This is a genomic window from Variovorax restrictus (assembly GCF_051216715.1).
GTDB lineage: Bacteria > Pseudomonadota > Gammaproteobacteria > Burkholderiales > Burkholderiaceae_C > Variovorax.
The window spans coordinates 2,055,001-2,072,834 of record NZ_JBPJZH010000001.1; the positions used below are offsets into that span (position 1 = coordinate 2,055,001).

The following is a 17,834-nucleotide window of genomic DNA, read 5'->3' on the forward strand; positions in this document are numbered from 1 at the left end:
CAAGACACCGGCCGATCGGCCTATCACCAAAGTTGAGTATGCCGTTCAGGTCGTCTTGCGCACCTGCTCCAGCTGCGCATGCATGGCCTGGCGCAGCACCCGGGGCGAGACCGGCTTGTAGAGCACCGCCACGCCCGACGCGGCCACTTCGCGCAGGCGGTCGGGCTTGGTTTCGCCGGTCACCAGCAGGCGCGCCGTGCCGGCGCCGATGCCGCGCGGGTGGCGCTCCAGCGCGGCCAGCACGTCCAGCCCGTTGTCGCCGCCCTGCAGCAGCAGGTCGCTCACCACCACATCGGGCGGCTGGGCCCAGGTGTCGGCCAGCGCGAGCGCTTCGGCACGGCTCTGCGCGGCCATCACTTGGGCGCCCCAACTCGACAGCGCGACCTGCAGGCCCTCGAGGATGGTGCGCTCGTCGTCGATGACCAGCACACGCACGCCGTGCAGGCAGGGCTCCGACTCGTCGACCAGGCCGGGCAGCGTGTTCATGGGTGGTGCGACCACCGGCGCGACGCGGCGCACCTGCACGCGCACACAGGTGCCGCGGCCCGGCCGCGAGCTGAGTTCGACGCGGGTGTTGAGCAGCTCGGCGAGCCGCTGCACCGTTGCCAGGCCCAGGCCCATGCCGCGTGCGCCACGCTCGCCGGGGCGGCTGTGCGCGTCGATCTGGAAGAACTCCTCGAACACGCGCGACTGGTGCTGCGGTGCGATACCCACGCCGGTGTCGAGCACCTCGATGCGCACGCCGTTGCCGCGCAGCCGGGCGCCGACCAGCACGCCGCCTTCGTGCGTGTGGCGCAGCGAGTTCGACACCAGGTTGTTCAGGATGCGCGAGAGCATCACGTAGTCGCAGCGCACCCAGACATCGGTCTTGCGCACCACCAGGCGCAGGTTCTGCGCCTCGGCCACCGCGCGGAAGTTGCGGCTGATCTCGTCGAAGAGTCGGTCGAGCGGGAAGTCCGACCACTGCGGCTGCAGCACGCCGGCGTCGAGCTGCGACAGGTTCAGCAGCTCGGAGAACAGCCGGTCGAGCGACTCCACGCATTCGCGGATGTGGCCGATGCGCTGCAGTCGCACGGGGTCGGTCTCGCCGTTGGCCAGGCTGTCGGAGAACAGCGTGAGCGCGTGCAGCGGCTGGCGCAGGTCGTGGCTGGCGGCGGCCAGCAGGCGGGTCTTGGCCTGGCTCGCCACCTCCAGCTGCTGGTTCTTGTGCGCCAGTTCGGCGGTGGCGTCGGCGATGCGGCTTTCGAGCAGGCGCCGGCTTTCGGCCAGCGCGCCGGCCGCCTGATTGAAGCCGCTCTGCAGGCGCCGCACTTCGGCGGTGCCCTCGACCGCCACGCTGGCTTCCTCCCCCGCGCCCAGGCGGTCGACCGCCTCGCCGAGCGCGCCGATGGGTGCACTGATGCGCCGGGCCGCCCACCAGCCCGACAGGCCCACGCCGAACAGCGCCGCCGCCAGCACCAGGCTCACGTTGAGGCCGACCGAGCGGCGGGCGCGCTCCACCGCGTCCAGGCTGATCTCGACCATCACCTGCCCGGCGCGGCGGCCCTCTTCGGCAGGCACCGGCACCACCACCTGCAACCCTTCGGTGCGGGCGCGGTCGGTGGTCTCGGAATTGGCGACGATCTCGCCGTCGTCCGACCAGATCTGAACCTGCTGCACATGAGGCTGGTAGGTGCCCGACTGGGCGATGCGCAGCAGCGCCCGCCGGTCCATGTGCAGCAGCGGGGCCTGGGCCACGGTGGCCACCTGCAGCGCGACCGTCCGCGCGTTGGCGCGCATCAGCTCTGTCACGTTGTCCAGGTGCTGGCGGGTGAGCACGGCGATCGCGGCCAGCGTGGCAACGGTGGCCGGCAGCACGGCCAGCAAGATGAGTTGCTGCGCCAGCGACAGGCGCGCCATGCCGCGCAGCACGCGCTGGTGCCAGGGCGGCGGTCGCCGGTCGCCCGGGACGGGCGGGGTGTTCAGGGGCTGAACGGCGGCCATGGCGCAGTGAAAAAGGTCACGAATCTGCCGCAGAGTTGGTTTCTAATTGTGTTCCTGCGACTCCGCTCTGACCAGTCCGCCGTTTGGCGGACCCGTTGCCCGCCCGATGTCTGCCGAACTTCTCCGCCACCCGAACGCTGGGGGCCGCCGTAGCGGCTCGGCGGCGCTGTGGCACGCGCTCGCCTGCCTGCTGCTGGCATTGACATGGCAGAGCCATGCCTGGGCGCAGGGCGCCGGTGCGGCCACGCCGCTGCGCTTTGGCATCCTGCCGCTGGGCGGCGCCTTCGAGTCGCGCAACGACTGGGACCCGGTGCTGGCCGACCTCAGCCGCGCGGTCGGGCGGCCGGTGAGCGTGCTGTCGGTCACGTCGTACGAAGCGCTCGAACAAGCCATCCAGCGCAACGAAGTCGACATGGCCTTCCTGTCGGGCCGCATGGCGCTCGACGCCGTCACCCAGCGCGGCATGCGCGTGGTGGCGCAGGTCACGCGGCATGACGGCCTGCCGGGCTACCGCGCCCTGCTGCTGGCGCGCAAGACCGGCCCTTTCACCACGCTCAAGGGCCTGCTGGCCGAGCCCGAGCGCTGGCGTCTGGCGCGTGGCGAAAGCCGCTCGGTGTCGGGCTTCATCGTGCCGCAGCTGCAGCTATTTCTGCCTCACCACATTGCGATGGAGACCCGCTTCCTGAGCGAAGTGGTGGGCACCCACCAATTCACCGCGCTGGCCGTGGCCAACGGCGAGGCGGACGTGGCCACCAACAACTCGGCCGATTTCGAGCGCTTCCGGTCGCAGTTCCCGTCGGAAGCCGCACGACTCCAGGTCATCTGGGAATCGGAACTGATCCCGCACGCCCAGATCGTGGTGCGGCGCGACGACTCGCCGGAGTTCCGGCGCAAGGTGCAGAGCTTCCTGGTCGGCTACGCGCGCAGCAAGGGCCCGCGCGGCGATGCCGAGCGCGGCTATCTCAAGGCGCTGCACGATCTGGCCGGCTTCGTCGCGGCCGACAACAGCTCGCTGCTGCCGGCCGCCACGCTGGCCTACCAGCTGGCCCGGCAGAACGCCAACACGGCGCAGTGGGTGAACGACGCGGCGAGGCAGGCGCGTCTGCAGCGCATCGAGGGCAGCTATGCAGAGCAGCGAGAAGCCTTGCTTGCCGAGCGCTAGCGGGCCAGCGTCGCGCGCTAGCGGTTCTCGACGCCTGTTGCTGCGGCAATGTGCCGCCGTGCTGCCGTTGGCATGGGGGGGTGCCGCCGCCTGGGCGCAGACCAGCACGCGCCGGCGCATGCCGTCGTCGACGCTGCGCTTCGGCATCCTGCCTTTCGGCGGCGCCGTCGAGTCGCGCGACCGCTGGGCGCCGCTGCTGGCCGACATGGCGCGCGCCATCGGCCGACCGGTCGCGGGGCTGTCGGTGACCTCGTACGAATCGCTCGACCAGGCGCTCGAGCGCGACCAGGTCGACATCGCCTTGCTCACCGCCAAGATGGCGCTCGACGCGGTCACCGAGCGGCGCATGCGCGTGCTCGTCGAGGTGCGCCGCCACGCGGGGAACGCCGAACAGCGCGCGGTGCTGCTGGTCCGCCGAGGCGGCACGCTCGGCACCCTGGCCGACCTGCTGGCCACCCCCGGCCGCTGGCGACTTGCGCGGGGCGACAGCCGGTCGGTGTCGGGCTTCATCGTGCCGCAGGTGGAGCTGTTCCTGCCGAACCGCATCGCCATCGAGACCGCATTCCGCAGCGAACTGGTCGACACGCACCAGGCCACGGCCCTGGCGGTCGCGAACGGCGACGCCGACGTCGCGACCAACAACACCACCGACCTGGAGCGCTTCCGCGAGCAGTTCCCGGTCGAGGCCGCACGCTTGCAAGTGATCTGGACGTCGGCCCCCACGCCGCCGGCGCAGATCGTGTTGCGGCGCGACGCCCCGCCGGAACTCTACCGGCGGCTGCAGGCCTTTTTGGCGGGCTACGGCCAGGCGGGCGGACCCCGGGGTGACGCGGAGCGCGCCGTGCTCCAGTCGCTGCGCATGTCGCTCGGCTATGAGCCCAAGGACGACAGCGCCCTGCTGCCTGCGGCCGAGCTGGACTACCGCCTGGCCTGGCAGCGCGCCATGAACGCCGCCTGGGTGAGCGACGCCGCGAAGCAGGCGCGGCTCCAGCGCATCGAGCAGCACCATGCGCGGCAGGTGGCGGTGTTGAAGGGGGAGGGCGGGGCGGCGGTCGCGGCGAAGTGATACGGCGACCGGCCCCGCGGTCGCCATGCGCTCAGGCGCTCGTGAGCGGCGCAACCGGCTGCCCATAGTGCGCACACAGCGCCTCGACCAGCGCAGCCGCGTAGACCGGCAAGCTCGCCCGGTCGCGCATCAGCAGGTAGCGCTCGCGCACGCTCCACGCGTCGCTCAGCTCGATGAGCGATAGCTGCATGCTCTGCTGGTTGCGGCGCACGGCGGATTCGGGCACCACGCCGATGCCGACGCCGCTGCCGATCATCCGGCACATGGCGTCGAAGCTGGCCAGCTGAATGCGCAGCTTCTGGCGCCGGCCGAGGTGTTCGGTGATCTGTGCCAGGAAGGCGTGCAGCGTGCTGCCCTGCTGCATGCCGACGGCGTCTTCGTCCAGCGTCTCGGCGAAGGCGATGCGCCGGCGCCGGGCGAAGCGGTGCTTGCGCGAGGTCGCGAGTACCAGGCGGTCGGTGCTGAAGTGGATCGCCTCGAGGCCGAGGGTGTCCACATCGCCGGCCACGATGCCGATGTCGGCCCGTCCCTCCAGCACGCCGCGCGGGATCTGAGCATTCGGTTTTTCCTGAAGGTCGACGTTGATACGCGGATGGGCCGCGAGGAAGGCGGGCAGCAGTTCGGGCAGGAAATCGGTCACCGCCGTGGTGTTGGCGAACACCCGCAGATGGCCGCGCAATCCGCCGCCGTAGGCCAGCAGCTCGTCGCGCAGGCGATCGGTCTGGTTGAGCATCAGCCGCGCGTGGTGCAAAAAGGCTTCGCCCTGCGGCAGCAGCCTGACGCCACGCGCCTCCCGCGTGAGCAGCGGCAGGCCGCATTGCGCCTCCAGCGCTTTGATGCGCGCGCTCGCCGCGGCCAGCGACAGGTGCTGTCGTTCGGCGGCGCGCGTGAGGTTGCCCAGCTCGGCCGTGGCAACGAAGAGGCGCAGGTCGTTCAGGTCGAAGTGCATGCGGCATCGTAGACGAGCGTTCGGTTTCCCCGAAGACTCGGTTCCGAATTCGCAGATTGCGCGGCGCCATTGCACCGGCGACCATGCGAAGCACAAGGAGACAAGAACCATGCAACTTCGCGCCCTCGCGCTGGGTCTGGCCGTCAGCGCCAGCCTGCTTCAAGCGACCCCGGCCATGGCCCAGGCCGCCTATCCGTCGCGCCCCGTGACGCTGGTCGTGCCGCAGGCCGCCGGCGGCACCAACGACATCGTCGGTCGGCTGGTCGGCCAGAAGCTGGGCGAGGTGATGAACGCCAGCGTGGTGGTCGACAACCGGCCCGGTGCGGGCGGCAACATCGGCACGCAACTGGTGGCCAAGGCGCCAAAAGACGGCTACACGCTGCTCATGACGATCAGCAGCAGCCAGGCCATCAACCCGGCGCTCTACAAGAACCCAGGCTTCGACCCGGTGAAGGACTTCCGGCCCGTCGGCCTGATCGGGGCGGTGCCCAACGTGCTGCTGGTCAACCCGGCGTTCCCGGCGAAGACGATGGCCGAGTTCCTCGCGCTGGCCAAGCGCAAGGACGCCAACTACCAATACGCTTCGGCCGGCAACGGCACGCTCAACCACCTGCTGGGCGAGATGCTCAACAACATGGCCGGCATCCAGTTGCAGCACGTGCCTTACAAGGGCGTGGCACCGGCCATCAACGACGTGCTCGGCGGCCAGTTGCCGATCGTGTTCGCGAGCCTGCCGTCGGCGCTGCCGCACATCAAGAGCGGCAAGTTGCGCGCGCTGGCCGTCAGCGGCGAGAAGCGTTCGCCATCGTTGCCCGACGTGCCGGCCATCGCCGAATCGGTGCCGGGCTACAACGGCACGCTGTGGATTGGCCTGTTCGCGCCCGTCGGGCTGCCGGCCGACGTGCAGACCACGTTGCAGGACGGTACGCGCAAGGCGCTCGCCATGCCCGACCTGCGCGACAAGCTCGAGCAGCAGGGCGTCGAGATCGCGGCGCCGACCACGCCCGAGCAGTTCGCGGCGCTGCTGCAGACCGACCTCGCGAAATGGGCGCGCATCGTCAAGTCGTCCGGCGCGGCGGTGGACTGATGGCCTTGTTGACGCCCGACGACGTCGCCGCGCTGCAGGCGTGGCAAGGCCGCAGCGAGACGCTGCACGACGACATCACCGCCGCCCCCGTGCGTTCGCTGTCGGCCACGCTCGACCGCGACGATGCGGCACCCGCGGCCGGCACGCGGTTGCCGGAGCTCTGGCATTGGCTCTACTTCCTGCCGCACCACCGCCAGTCGGAGATCGGTGCGGACGGCCATGCGAAGCGCGGCGGCTTTCTGCCGCCAGTACCGCTGCCGCGCCGCATGTGGGCGGGCGGTCGGCTGAAGTGGGAGGCGGGCAACCCGCTGCGCGTCGGCGATGCGACCCAGCGCGTGTCGACCATCGCCTCGGTCACGCACAAGACCGGCCGCAGCGGCGAGCTGGTGTTCGTGGGGGTGCGGCACGAGGTGCACAACGCACGCGGCCTGGCGCTGACCGAGGAGCACGACATCGTCTACCGCGCCGCCGCCGCGCCCGGCGAGGCCGCCCCCGCGCCGACACCGGCCCCCACGGACGCGACCTTCAGCCGCACGCTCGTGCCCGACGACGTGCTGCTGTTCCGCTACTCGGCGCTCACCTTCAATGGCCACCGCATCCACTACGACCGCCGCTATGTCACGGAGGTCGAGGGCTACCCCGGCCTGATCGTGCACGGCCCGCTGATCGCGACGCTGCTGGTCGACCTGCTGCGCCGCGAGCGGCCCGACGCGACGCTGTCGCGCTTCGAATTCCGCGCCGTGCGGCCGACCTTTGACATCGCGCCTTTCCGGGTGCACGGCCGCCCCGATGCCGACGGCCGAGTCTTCAGCCTGTGGGGCGAAGACGCCGACGGCTGGCTGACCATGCAGGCGACCGCCACCCTGGTTTAGATGGACCACACCCCCGATGCGCCTGCGGCGCTTCCCCCTCAAGGGGGCGCACCCAGCGGCCTGGCAAAGCCAGTTCCGCAGGTGCCCTGGCATCCGGGCGCGCCGGTTTCCATCGGCTGCGGCTGGCGCACTGCGCTATGCACCATTGAAAAGACGGACACCGACCGATGAAGACACAGATCCCCACCCCCGACGGCCACCAGGAGATGCGCGAAGCACTGCGCGCGCTGTGCGGCAGCTTCGATGCCGCCTACTGGCAGAAGGTCGACCACGAGCGCGGCTACCCCGAAGCCTTCGTCGACGCACTCACGCAGGCCGGCTGGCTGGCCGCGCTGATCCCGGCCGACTACGGCGGCTCCGGCCTCGGGCTGACCGAGGCCTCGGTGATCATGGAAGAGATCAACTTCTCCGGCGGCAACGCGGGCTCCTGCCACGGCCAGATGTACAACATGGGCACGTTGCTGCGCCATGGCAGCGAGGCGCAGAAGCGCCAGTACCTGCCGAAGATGGCGACCGGCGAACTGCGACTGCAGTCGATGGCCGTGACCGAGCCGACCACCGGCACCGACACCACGCAGCTCAAGACCACCGCGGTGCGCAAGGGCGACCGCTACGTGGTCAACGGCCAGAAGGTGTGGATCTCTCGCATCCAGCATTCCGACCTGATGATCCTGCTGGCGCGCACCACGCCGCTGGCTGACGTGAAGAAAAAGTCGGAGGGCATGTCGATCTTCATCGTCGACCTGAAGGATGCGATTGGTCATGGCATGACGGTGCGTCCGATCCAGAATATGGTGAACCACGAGACCAACGAGGTGTTCTTCGACAACCTCGAGATCCCGGTGGAGAACCTGATCGGCGAAGAGGGCCAGGGCTTCAAGTACATCCTCGACGGGCTCAACGCCGAGCGCACGCTGATCGCGGCCGAGTGCATCGGCGACGCCTACTGGTTCGTCGACCGCGCACGCCGCTATGCGAGCGACCGGCAGGTCTTCGGTCGGCCCATCGGCCAGAACCAGGGTGTGCAATTTCCCATCGCCGCCGACTACATCGAGACCGAAGCGGCCAACCTGATGCGCTGGAAGGCCTGCGCGCTTTTCGATGCCGGCCAGCCCTGCGGCGCCGAAGCCAACATGGCCAAGTACCTCGCGGCCAAGGCCAGCTGGGAGGCCGCCAACACCTGCCTGCAGACGCACGGCGGTTTCGGCTTCGCCTGCGAATACGACGTCGAGCGCAAGTTCCGCGAGACGCGGCTCTACCAGGTGGCGCCGATCTCGACCAACCTGATCCATTCCTACGTGGCCGAGCATTTGCTGGGCCTGCCAAGGTCCTTCTGATCGCCACACCATGACACGACCTCTGGACGGCATCACCGTCATCTCGCTCGAACACGCCATCGCGGCGCCGTTCTGCACCCGCCAGCTCGCCGACCTGGGCGCACGCGTCATCAAGGTCGAGCGCCCCGGCGTCGGCGACTTCGCGCGCGCCTACGACCAGCGTGTGGACGGCGAGGCCTCGCACTTCGTCTGGGTCAACCGCTCGAAGGAGAGCCTCACGCTCGACCTCAAGCAGCCGGCCGCACTGGCCGTGCTGCAGGAGCTGATCGCCGGTGCCGACGTGCTGGTGCAGAACCTTGCACCGGGCGCCGCGGCGCGCATGGGCCTGGGCTACGAGACGCTGCAGGCGAAGCATCCGTCGCTCATCGTCTGCGACATCTCGGGCTACGGCGGCGACGGGCCGTACCGGGACAAGAAGGCCTACGACCTGCTGATCCAGAGCGAGGCCGGTTTCCTCTCGGTCACCGGCACGCCCGACGAGCCCTGCAAGTCGGGCAACTCAATCGCCGACATCGCCGCCGGTATGTACGCGTACACCGGCGTGATGGCCGCGCTGCTGCAGCGGGGCAAGACAGGCCAAGGCTCGCACATCGATGTGTCGATGCTGGAGTCGCTCGCCGAGTGGATGGGCTTTCCGATGTACTACGCCTACCAGGGTGCGACGCCGCCGCCGCGCAGCGCCGCATCGCACGCGACCATCTACCCCTACGGCCCCTTCGTGGCGGGCGACGGCGGCACCGTGATGCTCGGCCTGCAGAACGAACGCGAGTGGCGCGTGTTCTGCGAGAAGGTGTTGCTGCAGCCGGCGCTGGCGAGCGACCCGCGCTTCGACGCCAACGCGAAGCGCAACGAACACCGTGATGCGCTCAAGGCCATCATCCTCGAGACCTTCTCGACCATGAGCAGCGCGCAGGTGCTGGAGCGCCTGGACGCCGCGCAGATCGCCAACGCCCGCATGAACGACATGGCCGGCCTGTGGGCGCACCCGCAGCTGCAGGCGCGCGAGCGCTGGCGCGACGTGGGCTCGCCGGCGGGCGCCATCCCGGCGCTGCTGCCACCGGGCCGGCAGAGCGCCTTCGACTACCGCATGGACCCGATCCCGGCAGTGGGCGAGCACACCGAGGCGATCCTGCAGTCGCTGGGCCGCAGTGCGGCCGACATCGCGACATTGCGCGCGGCGGAGGCGATCTGATGACGACCGCATCGCTCGCCCGATTCGCCGCCGAACTTCGCTTCGACGACATCCCCACGCCCGTCGTGCGCAGGGCCGAAGACCTGCTGGTCGACTGGTTCGGCTCGGCCGTCGCTGGCCATGGCGCACGCCCCGTCGAAACCATCGCTGCCTTCGCGCGCGCCATGGGCCCGGCCGAGGGTGCAAGCGAGGTGCTGGTTGGCCGCGGCCGCAGCAGCCCGTACTTCGCAGCGATGGTGAACGCCGCCGCCTCGCACGTGGCCGAGCAGGACGACGTGCACAACGGCTCGGTGTTCCACCCGGCCACGGTGGTGTTCCCGGTGGCGCTCGCCTGGGCACAGGCGCTGGGCGCGAGCGGCCGGCAACTGCTGACTGCCGCGGTGGCCGGCTACGAGGTCGGCATCCGCGTGGGCGAGTTCCTCGGGCGTTCGCACTACAAGGTCTTCCACACCACGGGCACCGCCGGCACGCTGGCCGCAGCGGCCACCGCAGGCCACCTGCTGGGGCTCGACGCGGCGCGCATGCAGCACGCCTTCGGCTCGGCCGGCACGCAGGCCGCGGGCCTGTGGGAGTTCCTGCGCACCGCCGCCGATTCGAAGCAGCTACACACCGCACATGCCGCCGCGGCCGGCCTGATGGCCGCGAGCCTGGCGCGCGACGGCTTCACCGGCGCGCAGCAGATCCTCGAAGGGCCGCAAGGCATGGCGGCGGGCATGTCGAACGATGCCGATGCGTCGCGCTTGCTCGACGGCCTGGGCACCCGCTGGGCGCTGGCCGAGACCTCGTTCAAGTACCACGCCTCGTGCCGCCACACGCACCCGGCCGCCGATGCCTTGCTGGCGGTGATGCAGGCGCACGACCTGCGCGCCGACGACATCGCCGATGTGCAGACGCATGTGCACCAGGGCGCGATCGACGTGCTGGGGCCGGTGGTCGACCCGGCGACGGTGCACCAGTCGAAGTTCTCGATGGGCACGGTGCTGGCCCTGGTCGCGCGCTTCGGCCAGGCCGGGCTCGCCGAGTTCGACACGCACTTTCGCGACGACGCGACCCGCGCCTTCCGCGACCGGGTGCGCATGGCGCTCGACACCGAGGTCGATGCCGCCTACCCGCGCCGCTGGATCGGCAAGGTGACGGTGCGCACGCGCGACGGCCGCGTGCTCGAAGGCCGCGTGGACGAGCCGAAGGGCGACCCGGGCAACACGCTCAGCCGCGACGAGATCACCGCCAAGGCACTGCGCCTCGCGGCCTTCAGCGGTGGCGCGAGCGAGCCAGAGATGCGCGACGCCATCGGGGTGCTGTGGCGCGTGGCCGATTCGGCGAAGGTCGGGCCGCTGCTGGGTGCGAAAGCATGAGCAGCGCAACCTCGCCGCTGGCCCTGGCCCGCGCCTTCCTCTTCGTGCCGGGCGACCGGCCGGAGCGCTACACGCGCGCGCTGGCGAGCGGCGCGTGCGCCGTGATCGTCGACCTCGAAGACGCGGTGGCGCCGGATCGCAAGGACACGGCCCGCACGCAGATCGCGGAGGGCTTCGCCACGTTGCCGAGCGACGCGCACGGCCGCCTGCTGGTGCGCGTGAACGCATCCGACACGCCGTGGCACGCGGACGATTGCGCGCTGGTCGCACGGCTCGCTGCGCAGCGCCTGCTCGTCGGCGTGGTGCTGCCCAAGGCGGAGCGCGCCACCGACCTCACGGCGCTGGCCCAGGCCGTCGGGCCGGCCACCGCGCTGCTGCCGCTGATCGAATCGGTGGCGGGGCTCGATGCCGTCGATGCCCTGGCCGCGTCGCCGCAGGTGCTGCGACTGGTGTTCGGCCATCTCGATTTCCAGGCCGATGCCGGCATGGCCTGCGGGCCCGACGAAGCCGAGCTGGTGCCGGTGCGGCTCGCACTGGTGCTGGCATCGCGCCGTGCCGGGCTGGCGCCGCCGGTCGATGGCGTCACGGCCGACTGGCGCGACACCGCACGGCTCACGGCCGAGGCCTCGCGTGCGCGCCGCGGCGGCTTCGGCGCCAAGCTGTGCATCCACCCCGATCAGGTCGCCGGCGTGGCCGCCGCCTTCACGCCGGGCGCCGACGAACTGGCCTGGGCACGCCGCGTGCGCGATGCCGTTTGTGCGGCCGGCGGCGGTGTCGTCAATGTCGACGGCCGCATGGTCGACGGGCCGGTCGTCAAGCTCGCCGAACGCCTGCTGGCGCAGGAGGTTCGCACCGGCTGAACGACAACGCACCGATCACCTGAGTTTGTCCTTTCCCTCACCAAAACCATCCGGAGACAACATGACATCGAAGATCAAGACATGGCTGGGCATCGCATTCGGCGCGGCCCTGCTGCCACTGCACGCACCCGTCCTGGCCCAGGCCGCCTTTCCCGACAAGCCCGTCATCCTGGTGGTGCCGTATTCGGCCGGCGGCCCGACCGACGTGGTGGCACGCATGCTCGCCATCCCCATGGGCAAATCGCTCGGCCAGACCGTGGTCGTCGAGAACACGGTCGGTGCGGGCGGCACCATCGCGCCGGCACGGGTCGCGCGCGCGGCGCCCAACGGCTACACCATCCTGATCCACCACATGGGCATGGCGACCGCGCCGGCCCTCTACAAGAAGCTGTCCTTCGACCCGCTGAAGGACTTCGAGTACATCGGCCAGGTGCTCGACGTGCCGATGACGCTGCTGTCGCGCAAGGACTTTCCGGCGAACAACTTCCAGGAACTGCTGAGTTACGTGAAGGCCAACAAGGACAAGGTGTCGCTGGCCAATGCGGGCATCGGCGCGGTGTCGCAGCTGTGCGGGCTGCTGTTCGCGAACCAGATCGGCGTCGACCTCACGACCGTGCCGTACAAGGGCGCCGGCCCGGCTCTCAACGACCTGATGGGCGGGCAGGTCGACTTGCTGTGCGACCAGACCACGCAGACCGCGCCGGTCATCAAGGACGGCACGCGGGTCAAGGTGTTCGGCGTGACCACGCCCCAGCGGCTGGCGTCGATGCCGACCATTCCGACGCTCGACGAACAGGGGCTGAAGGGCTTCGACGTGAAGGTGTGGCATGGCGTCTATGCGCCCAAGGGCACGCCCCCCGATGTCACCGCGAAGCTCAACGTCGCGCTGCGTGCCGCGCTGCAGGACGACGCGGTGAAGGCGCGCATCGCCGAACTCAGCTCGGAGATCGTGCCGATGGACAAGGTCACGCCGGAATCGCTGCGTACGCTGCTGACGGCAGAGACCGCCAAGTGGGGCAAGGTCATCAAGGCCTCGGGCGTGCAGGCGGAGTGAGCCTATATTCGATCGCATGACCCTTGCCCACGCCATCCGCCTCGCCGAGTTCGGCGGCCCCGACGTCATGCGTCTCGAAACGATCGAACTGCCCGCACCCGCGGCCGGCGAGGTGCAGTTGCGCCAGACCGCCGTCGGCTTCAACTACCTCGACATCGCGCAGCGCAGCGGCAAGGTGCCGCTGCCCGCGCCCACCGGCCTGGGCCACGAGGCCGCGGGCGTGGTGGAGGCGCTGGGCGAGGGCGTGACCGAGCTGGCGATCGGCGACCACGTCGTCGCCATGAACGCCGGCATCGGCGCCTATGCCGACCGGCGCAACGTGCCGGCCACGAAGTTGGTGAAGATCCCGGACGGCATCTCCGACGAAGACGCCGCCGCGGTGTTCTTCAAGGCGATGACGGCGCAGTACCTGGTGAAGAAGACGCACGCGGTGCAGCCCGGCGACATCGTCGTCGTGCATGCAGCGGCCGGTGGTGTGGGCCAGATCCTGAGCAGCTGGGCCAAGGCGCTGGGCGCGACGGTGATCGGCACCGCCGGCTCGGCCGCCAAATGCGAGGTGGCGCGCGCCGCGGGGTGCGACGTGGCGGTCGACTATTCGCAACCCGACTGGGTGGCGCAGGTGATCGAGGCGACCGGGGGACGCAAGGCCCGCGTGGTGTACGACTCGGTCGCCCGGCACACCTTCCTCGGCTCGCTGGACTGCACCGCGCCCTTCGGGCTGGTCGTGTTGTTCGGTGCGGCGTCGGGGCCTGCACCGGAGATTCAGCCGGAGCTGCTGAACAAGAAGGGCTGTCTGTTCCTCACGCGGCCTTCCGTCTTTCCGCACAACGCGGACCCGGCGACTTTTCGCGCGAACGCGGCGGACGTGTTCGAGGCGATGGCGCAAGGCGCTATCCGCGCGACGATCGGTGCCCGCTTTGCGCTTGCGCAGGTGGCGGATGCCCACCGCGCGGCCGAAGGGCGTGCCACGACGGGCGCCATCGTGCTGCTGCCCTAGTCGCGACCGAACGCCACCACCACGGGTTGGTGGTCCGACGCCTGCGTCTGCAGGTCGACCTCGACGCGGCGCACCTGCGACGCCAGGCCATCGCTCACGAAGACGAAGTCGCACGCCACCGGCTCCGGGCCGTAGGTGCGGTCGAACAGGCGAAAGGTGGGCGCGTGCGGCGTGTCACCGTGGCGGGCGCGCCAGGCGTCGAGCAGGTGGCTCGCGCGGTCGGTGACGAAGGGTTGCTGGATCGCGCCGTACTCGGGCTCGGTCGGCCCCAGGTTGAAGTCGCCGCACAGGATCGCGTGGGGCGTGTGCACCTTGGTCTGGAAGGGTGAGCGGCTGTCGTCGTCGAGCGGCGGTGCGGCCGCGTGCCCGCAGGCCTCGATGTGCAGTTCGCGCAGCGCGCGGGCCTGGGCCATGCGCTGGGTCTTGGCGTAGTACTCGAGGTGCGTGGTCATCACCCGCACCGCGCCGAGCGCCGGGCTCTGCACTGTCACCACCGTGCACATGCGCGGCATGCTGCGCACGCCGCCATCGGCCGGCCAGGGCAGCGCGTGGTGCTGCACCTGCGTCACCGGCAGCCGCGTGGCGATCAGGTTGCCGAAGCGCATGCGGCGACCGTCGGCGTCGAACTCGTCGACGGCGGCGCCGAAGAAGAGCTGGTAGCCGGGCAGCAGCGCCTTCAGCTCGGCCGGCTGGTCGCCGGGGTTGCCCGGCATGTCGGCGTAGCCCTGCGCGATCTCCTGCAGGCACAGCACGTCGAAGTCGGCCAGGGCGCGCGCACCGTCGACGATGCGCTGCACGCTCACGGTGCCGTCGAGGCCGCGGCACCACTGGGTGTTCCAGGTCACGAGTTTCATTTGATCCCTGCGCGCATGAAGCTCTGGACGAACTGCCGCTGGAACAGCAGGAAGGCGATCAGCAGCGGTGCCGAGGTCATCAGCGTGGCCGCGGTGATGATCGACCAGTCGATGCCCTGGTCGACCGACGAGAACACCTGCAGCCCGACGGTGAGCGGTCGCGCGTGCACGCTGTTGGTCACGATCAGCGGCCAGAGGAAGTTGTTCCAGTGATAGCTCACCGACACCAGGCCGAAGGCGACGTAGATCGGCCGGGCCAGCGGCACGTACACGCGCCACAGCGTCTGCAGGGCGCTGGCGCCTTCCATGCGCGCGGCTTCGTCGAGCTCCTTCGGGATGCCGAGGAAGGTCTGGCGCAACAGGAAGATGGCGAGCGCCGACGCGAAGTAGGGCAGGCCGATGGCGAACAGGCTGTCGACCAGGCCGAGGTTCGCCATGGTGCGGTAGTTCTCGACCAGCAGGAGGTCGGGCATCACCGTGAGCTGCACCAGCACCAGCGAAAAGGCGATGTCGCGACCGCGGAATTCGTAGCGCGCGAAGGCGTAGGCGGCCAGCGTGCTGAGCACCAGTTGCGCGGCCAGGATCATCACGACCAGCAGCGTGGTGTTGAGGAAGTAGCGCGCGAACGGCGCGGCTTCCCACGCGCGGGCGAAGTTGTCGAGCGTGAGCGGCGCGTTCCAGGTGAAGCGCGCTGCGTACTCGGGCGCGTGAAAAGCGGTCCACACGGTGTAGATGAGCGGCAGCACCCACAGCAGCGCGAGCAGCCACGCGGCCAGCGTGTCGAGTTTCGTCGGCTCGTTGTAGGCCAGACGTTGAGACGGCGCGCGGATCATCGGTAGTGCACCCGGCGGTCCAGCACGAAGAACTGCAGCAGCGTCGCCCCGACCAGCACGACGATGATGACCATGGTGAGTGCCGACGCGTAGCCGGTGTCCCAGAAGCTGAAGCCGACCTCGTACAGGTGGTAGAGCAACAGGGTCGACGCGTTGTCGGGCCCGCCGCGCGTCAGCACGAAGAGATGGTCGACCATGCGGAAGGCGTTGATCACGCAGTTGATCAGTACGAAGAGCGTGGTCGGCATCAACAACGGCCACTGCACGCGCCGGAAGAAGTACCAGCGCGACGCGCCCTCGATGGCGGCAGCCTCGCGCAGGCTCGGGTTGAGCGACTGCAGCGCGGCCAGGTAGAAGATCATGAAGAAGCCGGCTTCCTTCCACACCGCCACCAGCGTGACCGCGCCGAGCGCGGTGCTCGGGCTGCCCAGCCAGTTGTGCGAGCCGAAGCCGAGCGCCCCGCCGACCTGCTCGAGCAGGCCGTACTGCGGCGTGTAGAAGAAGAGCCAGATGTTGGCCACCGCGATCATTGGCAGCACCGTCGGCGTGAAGTACGCCATGCGCAGGAAGGTGCGCCCGGCGATGCGTTCGTTGACCCACAGCGCCATCACGAGCGCCAGGCCGATCGACAGCGGGATGGTGGCACCGGCGAACCACAGGTTGTTCGTCAGTGCCTTCCAGAAGACCGGGTCGTCGAGCATGACCTGGTAGTTCTCTATGCCCACCCAGACCGCCGGCCGTCCGCCCTTGGGCGTCGACTGGAAGCTGTGCCACAGCGTGCCGATGACTGGCCAGTGGGTGAAGGCCAGCAGCACGAGCATCGCGGGCATGAGCAGCAGCCACGCCTGGCCGGCAGGATGGCTCTGGCGATGGTGCGAAGGACTGCCGCGCATGCTCGAGCCGACCCGCTTACTTGTAGCTACGGAGAATGCGGTCGGCTTCCTTCTGCGCGTCCTGCATCGCCTGGGCTGGCGTCTTGGTGCCGGTCAACGCGGCCTGCAGGCCGTCGTTCAGCGCCTTGGTCACGCGCTGGTTGTCGTGCGTGGAGAACTCGGCGACCGACACCGGCAGCTGGTCACGCGCCACGAGGGCGGCGGGGAAGTCCTGGCCGTATTTCTTGAGCGTCGGCGTGTCGTAGGCGGCCTGCGAGACGGCGACGTAGCCGGTCTCCATGCTCCACTGCGCCGCGCGTTCGGGCTGTGTCACCCACTTGGCGAACTTGAAGGCGGCTTCCTGCTGGGCCGGCGTCGACTTCTTGAAGATGTAGAAGTTGCCACCGCCGGTCGGCGAGCCCTTGCGCTTGTTGCCGGGGATCATGCCGACGCCGAAGTCGAACTTGGCGTTCGTCTTGATGTTGGTCAGGTTGCCGGTGGTCGTGTAGATGATCGCGGCCTTCTTCTCGAAGAAGTCCTTCGGGGTGGTGCCCCATTCGACGACGCCCGGTGGGTGGATGCCGGCCTTGCCCAGGTCGACCCAGAACTGCAGTGCCTCGATGACCTTCGGGTCGTCGAACTTCACTTGCGTGCCGGTCGCGTTGGCGAGGATCGCGTCGTTGGGCGTGGTCAGCGTCTGGAACAGCCAGTACGGGAAGCCGCTTGACGGGATCTGCACGCCGTACTGCGTGGTCTTGCCGCTCGCGTCCTTCTTGGTCAGCTTGGTGGCGGCGTCCTTCAGTTCGGCCCAGGTGGTCGGCGCCTTGTTCGGGTCGAGGCCGGCTTCCTTGAAAAGCTCCTTGTTCCAGTACATGACGACTGTCGAGCGCTGGAACGGAATGCCCCAGGTCTTGCCGCCGGTCTGGCTGTTGGCCATGAAGGCCTTGTAGAAACTGGCCATCCACGCCTTGTCTTCCGGCGTTCTGGCGAAGTCGTCGAAGGGCACGATGGCGTCTTCGTCGATCAACGTGAACATGTCGGTCGACAGCAGCACCGAGGTGACCGGCGGCGTGCCCGACTTGTGCGCGGTGAGCGCCTTGACGATGGTCTCCTGGTAGGTGCCGGCGTAGATCGGCGTGACCTTGATGCCGGGGTTCTCCTTCATGAAGCCCTCGGCGAAGCCGTCGATGGTCTTGGCGATCGGGCCGCCCACGGCGACCGGGTAATAGAACTGCAAGTCGACCGGCGCCTGCGCCTGCGCAAAACCGGCAAGGCCGGTGAGCAGGGCGGTGGCGGCCAGCGTCTGGACGAAGGTGTTGCGTCGCATGGTGGAACTCTCTCCTCGGATGAAAAATGGGTGT

At 69.5% G+C, this 17,834-nt stretch carries 16 protein-coding genes; 10 read left to right on the forward strand and 6 right to left on the reverse strand.

Annotated elements, in window-relative coordinates:
• Positions 1–45: 45 nt before the first annotated feature.
• Positions 46–1,983 carry an ATP-binding response regulator gene (locus ACSFA0_RS09735; protein ID WP_435449983.1) on the reverse strand — a complete coding sequence of 646 codons (1,938 nt, stop codon included), beginning with the start codon at positions 1,981–1,983 and terminating at the stop codon, positions 46–48.
• Positions 1,984–2,089: 106 nt separating this feature from the next.
• Here ACSFA0_RS09735 and phnD point away from each other — a divergent pair, with 106 nt between their 5' ends.
• Positions 2,090–3,145: a phosphate/phosphite/phosphonate ABC transporter substrate-binding protein gene (phnD, locus tag ACSFA0_RS09740; protein WP_435449984.1), complete on the forward strand. Its 1,056-nt coding sequence runs from the start codon at positions 2,090–2,092 to the stop codon at positions 3,143–3,145.
• 61 nt (positions 3,146–3,206) lie between these two features.
• Positions 3,207–4,211, forward strand: a complete 1,005-nt coding sequence (locus tag ACSFA0_RS09745; protein WP_435450939.1) for a phosphate/phosphite/phosphonate ABC transporter substrate-binding protein — start codon at positions 3,207–3,209, stop codon at positions 4,209–4,211.
• A 31-nt stretch (positions 4,212–4,242) separates the two neighbouring features.
• Here the strand turns inward: ACSFA0_RS09745 and ACSFA0_RS09750 are convergent, their stop codons facing one another.
• Positions 4,243–5,160: a LysR family transcriptional regulator gene (locus ACSFA0_RS09750; protein WP_435449985.1), complete on the reverse strand. Its 918-nt coding sequence runs from the start codon at positions 5,158–5,160 to the stop codon at positions 4,243–4,245.
• A 109-nt stretch (positions 5,161–5,269) separates the two neighbouring features.
• Here ACSFA0_RS09750 and ACSFA0_RS09755 point away from each other — a divergent pair, with 109 nt between their 5' ends.
• The 8 genes from ACSFA0_RS09755 (at position 5,270) to ACSFA0_RS09790 (ending at position 13,914) form a co-directional block, all read left to right on the forward strand.
• The gene (locus ACSFA0_RS09755; RefSeq protein ID WP_435449986.1) at positions 5,270–6,247 is read left to right on the forward strand and encodes a tripartite tricarboxylate transporter substrate binding protein; all 978 of its coding nucleotides are present in this window, start codon (positions 5,270–5,272) and stop codon (positions 6,245–6,247) included.
• Positions 6,247–7,119 (forward strand): HTD2 family dehydratase, encoded by an 873-nt coding sequence (locus ACSFA0_RS09760; RefSeq protein WP_435449987.1) that lies wholly within the window; start codon positions 6,247–6,249, stop codon positions 7,117–7,119. The genes ACSFA0_RS09755 and ACSFA0_RS09760 overlap by 1 nt, the downstream gene beginning before the upstream one ends.
• Before the next feature lie 167 nt (positions 7,120–7,286).
• Complete coding sequence (locus tag ACSFA0_RS09765; protein WP_435449988.1) at positions 7,287–8,456, forward strand: acyl-CoA dehydrogenase family protein; 1,170 nt, start codon at positions 7,287–7,289, stop codon at positions 8,454–8,456.
• Between the two features lie 10 nt (positions 8,457–8,466).
• A complete protein-coding gene (locus tag ACSFA0_RS09770; RefSeq protein WP_435449989.1) occupies positions 8,467–9,648 on the forward strand; it encodes a CaiB/BaiF CoA transferase family protein in 1,182 nt (393 codons plus the stop codon).
• Positions 9,648–11,003, forward strand: coding sequence for an MmgE/PrpD family protein (locus tag ACSFA0_RS09775; RefSeq protein ID WP_435449990.1), 1,356 nt, complete (start codon positions 9,648–9,650; stop codon positions 11,001–11,003). The genes ACSFA0_RS09770 and ACSFA0_RS09775 overlap by 1 nt, the downstream gene beginning before the upstream one ends.
• Positions 11,000–11,863, forward strand: a complete 864-nt coding sequence (locus ACSFA0_RS09780) for an HpcH/HpaI aldolase/citrate lyase family protein (protein WP_435449991.1) — start codon at positions 11,000–11,002, stop codon at positions 11,861–11,863. The genes ACSFA0_RS09775 and ACSFA0_RS09780 overlap by 4 nt, the downstream gene beginning before the upstream one ends.
• A 61-nt stretch (positions 11,864–11,924) precedes the next feature.
• Complete coding sequence (locus ACSFA0_RS09785) at positions 11,925–12,917, forward strand: tripartite tricarboxylate transporter substrate-binding protein (protein WP_435449992.1); 993 nt, start codon at positions 11,925–11,927, stop codon at positions 12,915–12,917.
• Positions 12,918–12,933: 16 nt separating this feature from the next.
• On the forward strand, positions 12,934–13,914 hold the full coding sequence (locus ACSFA0_RS09790; protein ID WP_435449993.1) for a quinone oxidoreductase family protein: 981 nt from the start codon (positions 12,934–12,936) through the stop codon (positions 13,912–13,914).
• Here ACSFA0_RS09790 and ACSFA0_RS09795 read toward each other — a convergent pair.
• The 4 genes from ACSFA0_RS09795 to ACSFA0_RS09810 are packed head-to-tail and all read right to left on the reverse strand — an operon-like array spanning position 13,911 to position 17,800.
• Positions 13,911–14,768 carry an endonuclease/exonuclease/phosphatase family protein gene (locus tag ACSFA0_RS09795; RefSeq protein ID WP_435449994.1) on the reverse strand — a complete coding sequence of 286 codons (858 nt, stop codon included), beginning with the start codon at positions 14,766–14,768 and terminating at the stop codon, positions 13,911–13,913. The genes ACSFA0_RS09790 and ACSFA0_RS09795 overlap by 4 nt on opposite strands.
• A complete protein-coding gene (locus ACSFA0_RS09800) occupies positions 14,765–15,601 on the reverse strand; it encodes a carbohydrate ABC transporter permease (RefSeq protein WP_435449995.1) in 837 nt (278 codons plus the stop codon). The genes ACSFA0_RS09795 and ACSFA0_RS09800 overlap by 4 nt, the downstream gene beginning before the upstream one ends.
• A complete protein-coding gene (locus ACSFA0_RS09805) occupies positions 15,598–16,494 on the reverse strand; it encodes a carbohydrate ABC transporter permease (protein WP_435449996.1) in 897 nt (298 codons plus the stop codon). The genes ACSFA0_RS09800 and ACSFA0_RS09805 overlap by 4 nt, the downstream gene beginning before the upstream one ends.
• Before the next feature lie 16 nt (positions 16,495–16,510).
• Complete coding sequence (locus tag ACSFA0_RS09810) at positions 16,511–17,800, reverse strand: ABC transporter substrate-binding protein (RefSeq protein WP_435449997.1); 1,290 nt, start codon at positions 17,798–17,800, stop codon at positions 16,511–16,513.
• Positions 17,801–17,834 lie beyond the last annotated feature (34 nt).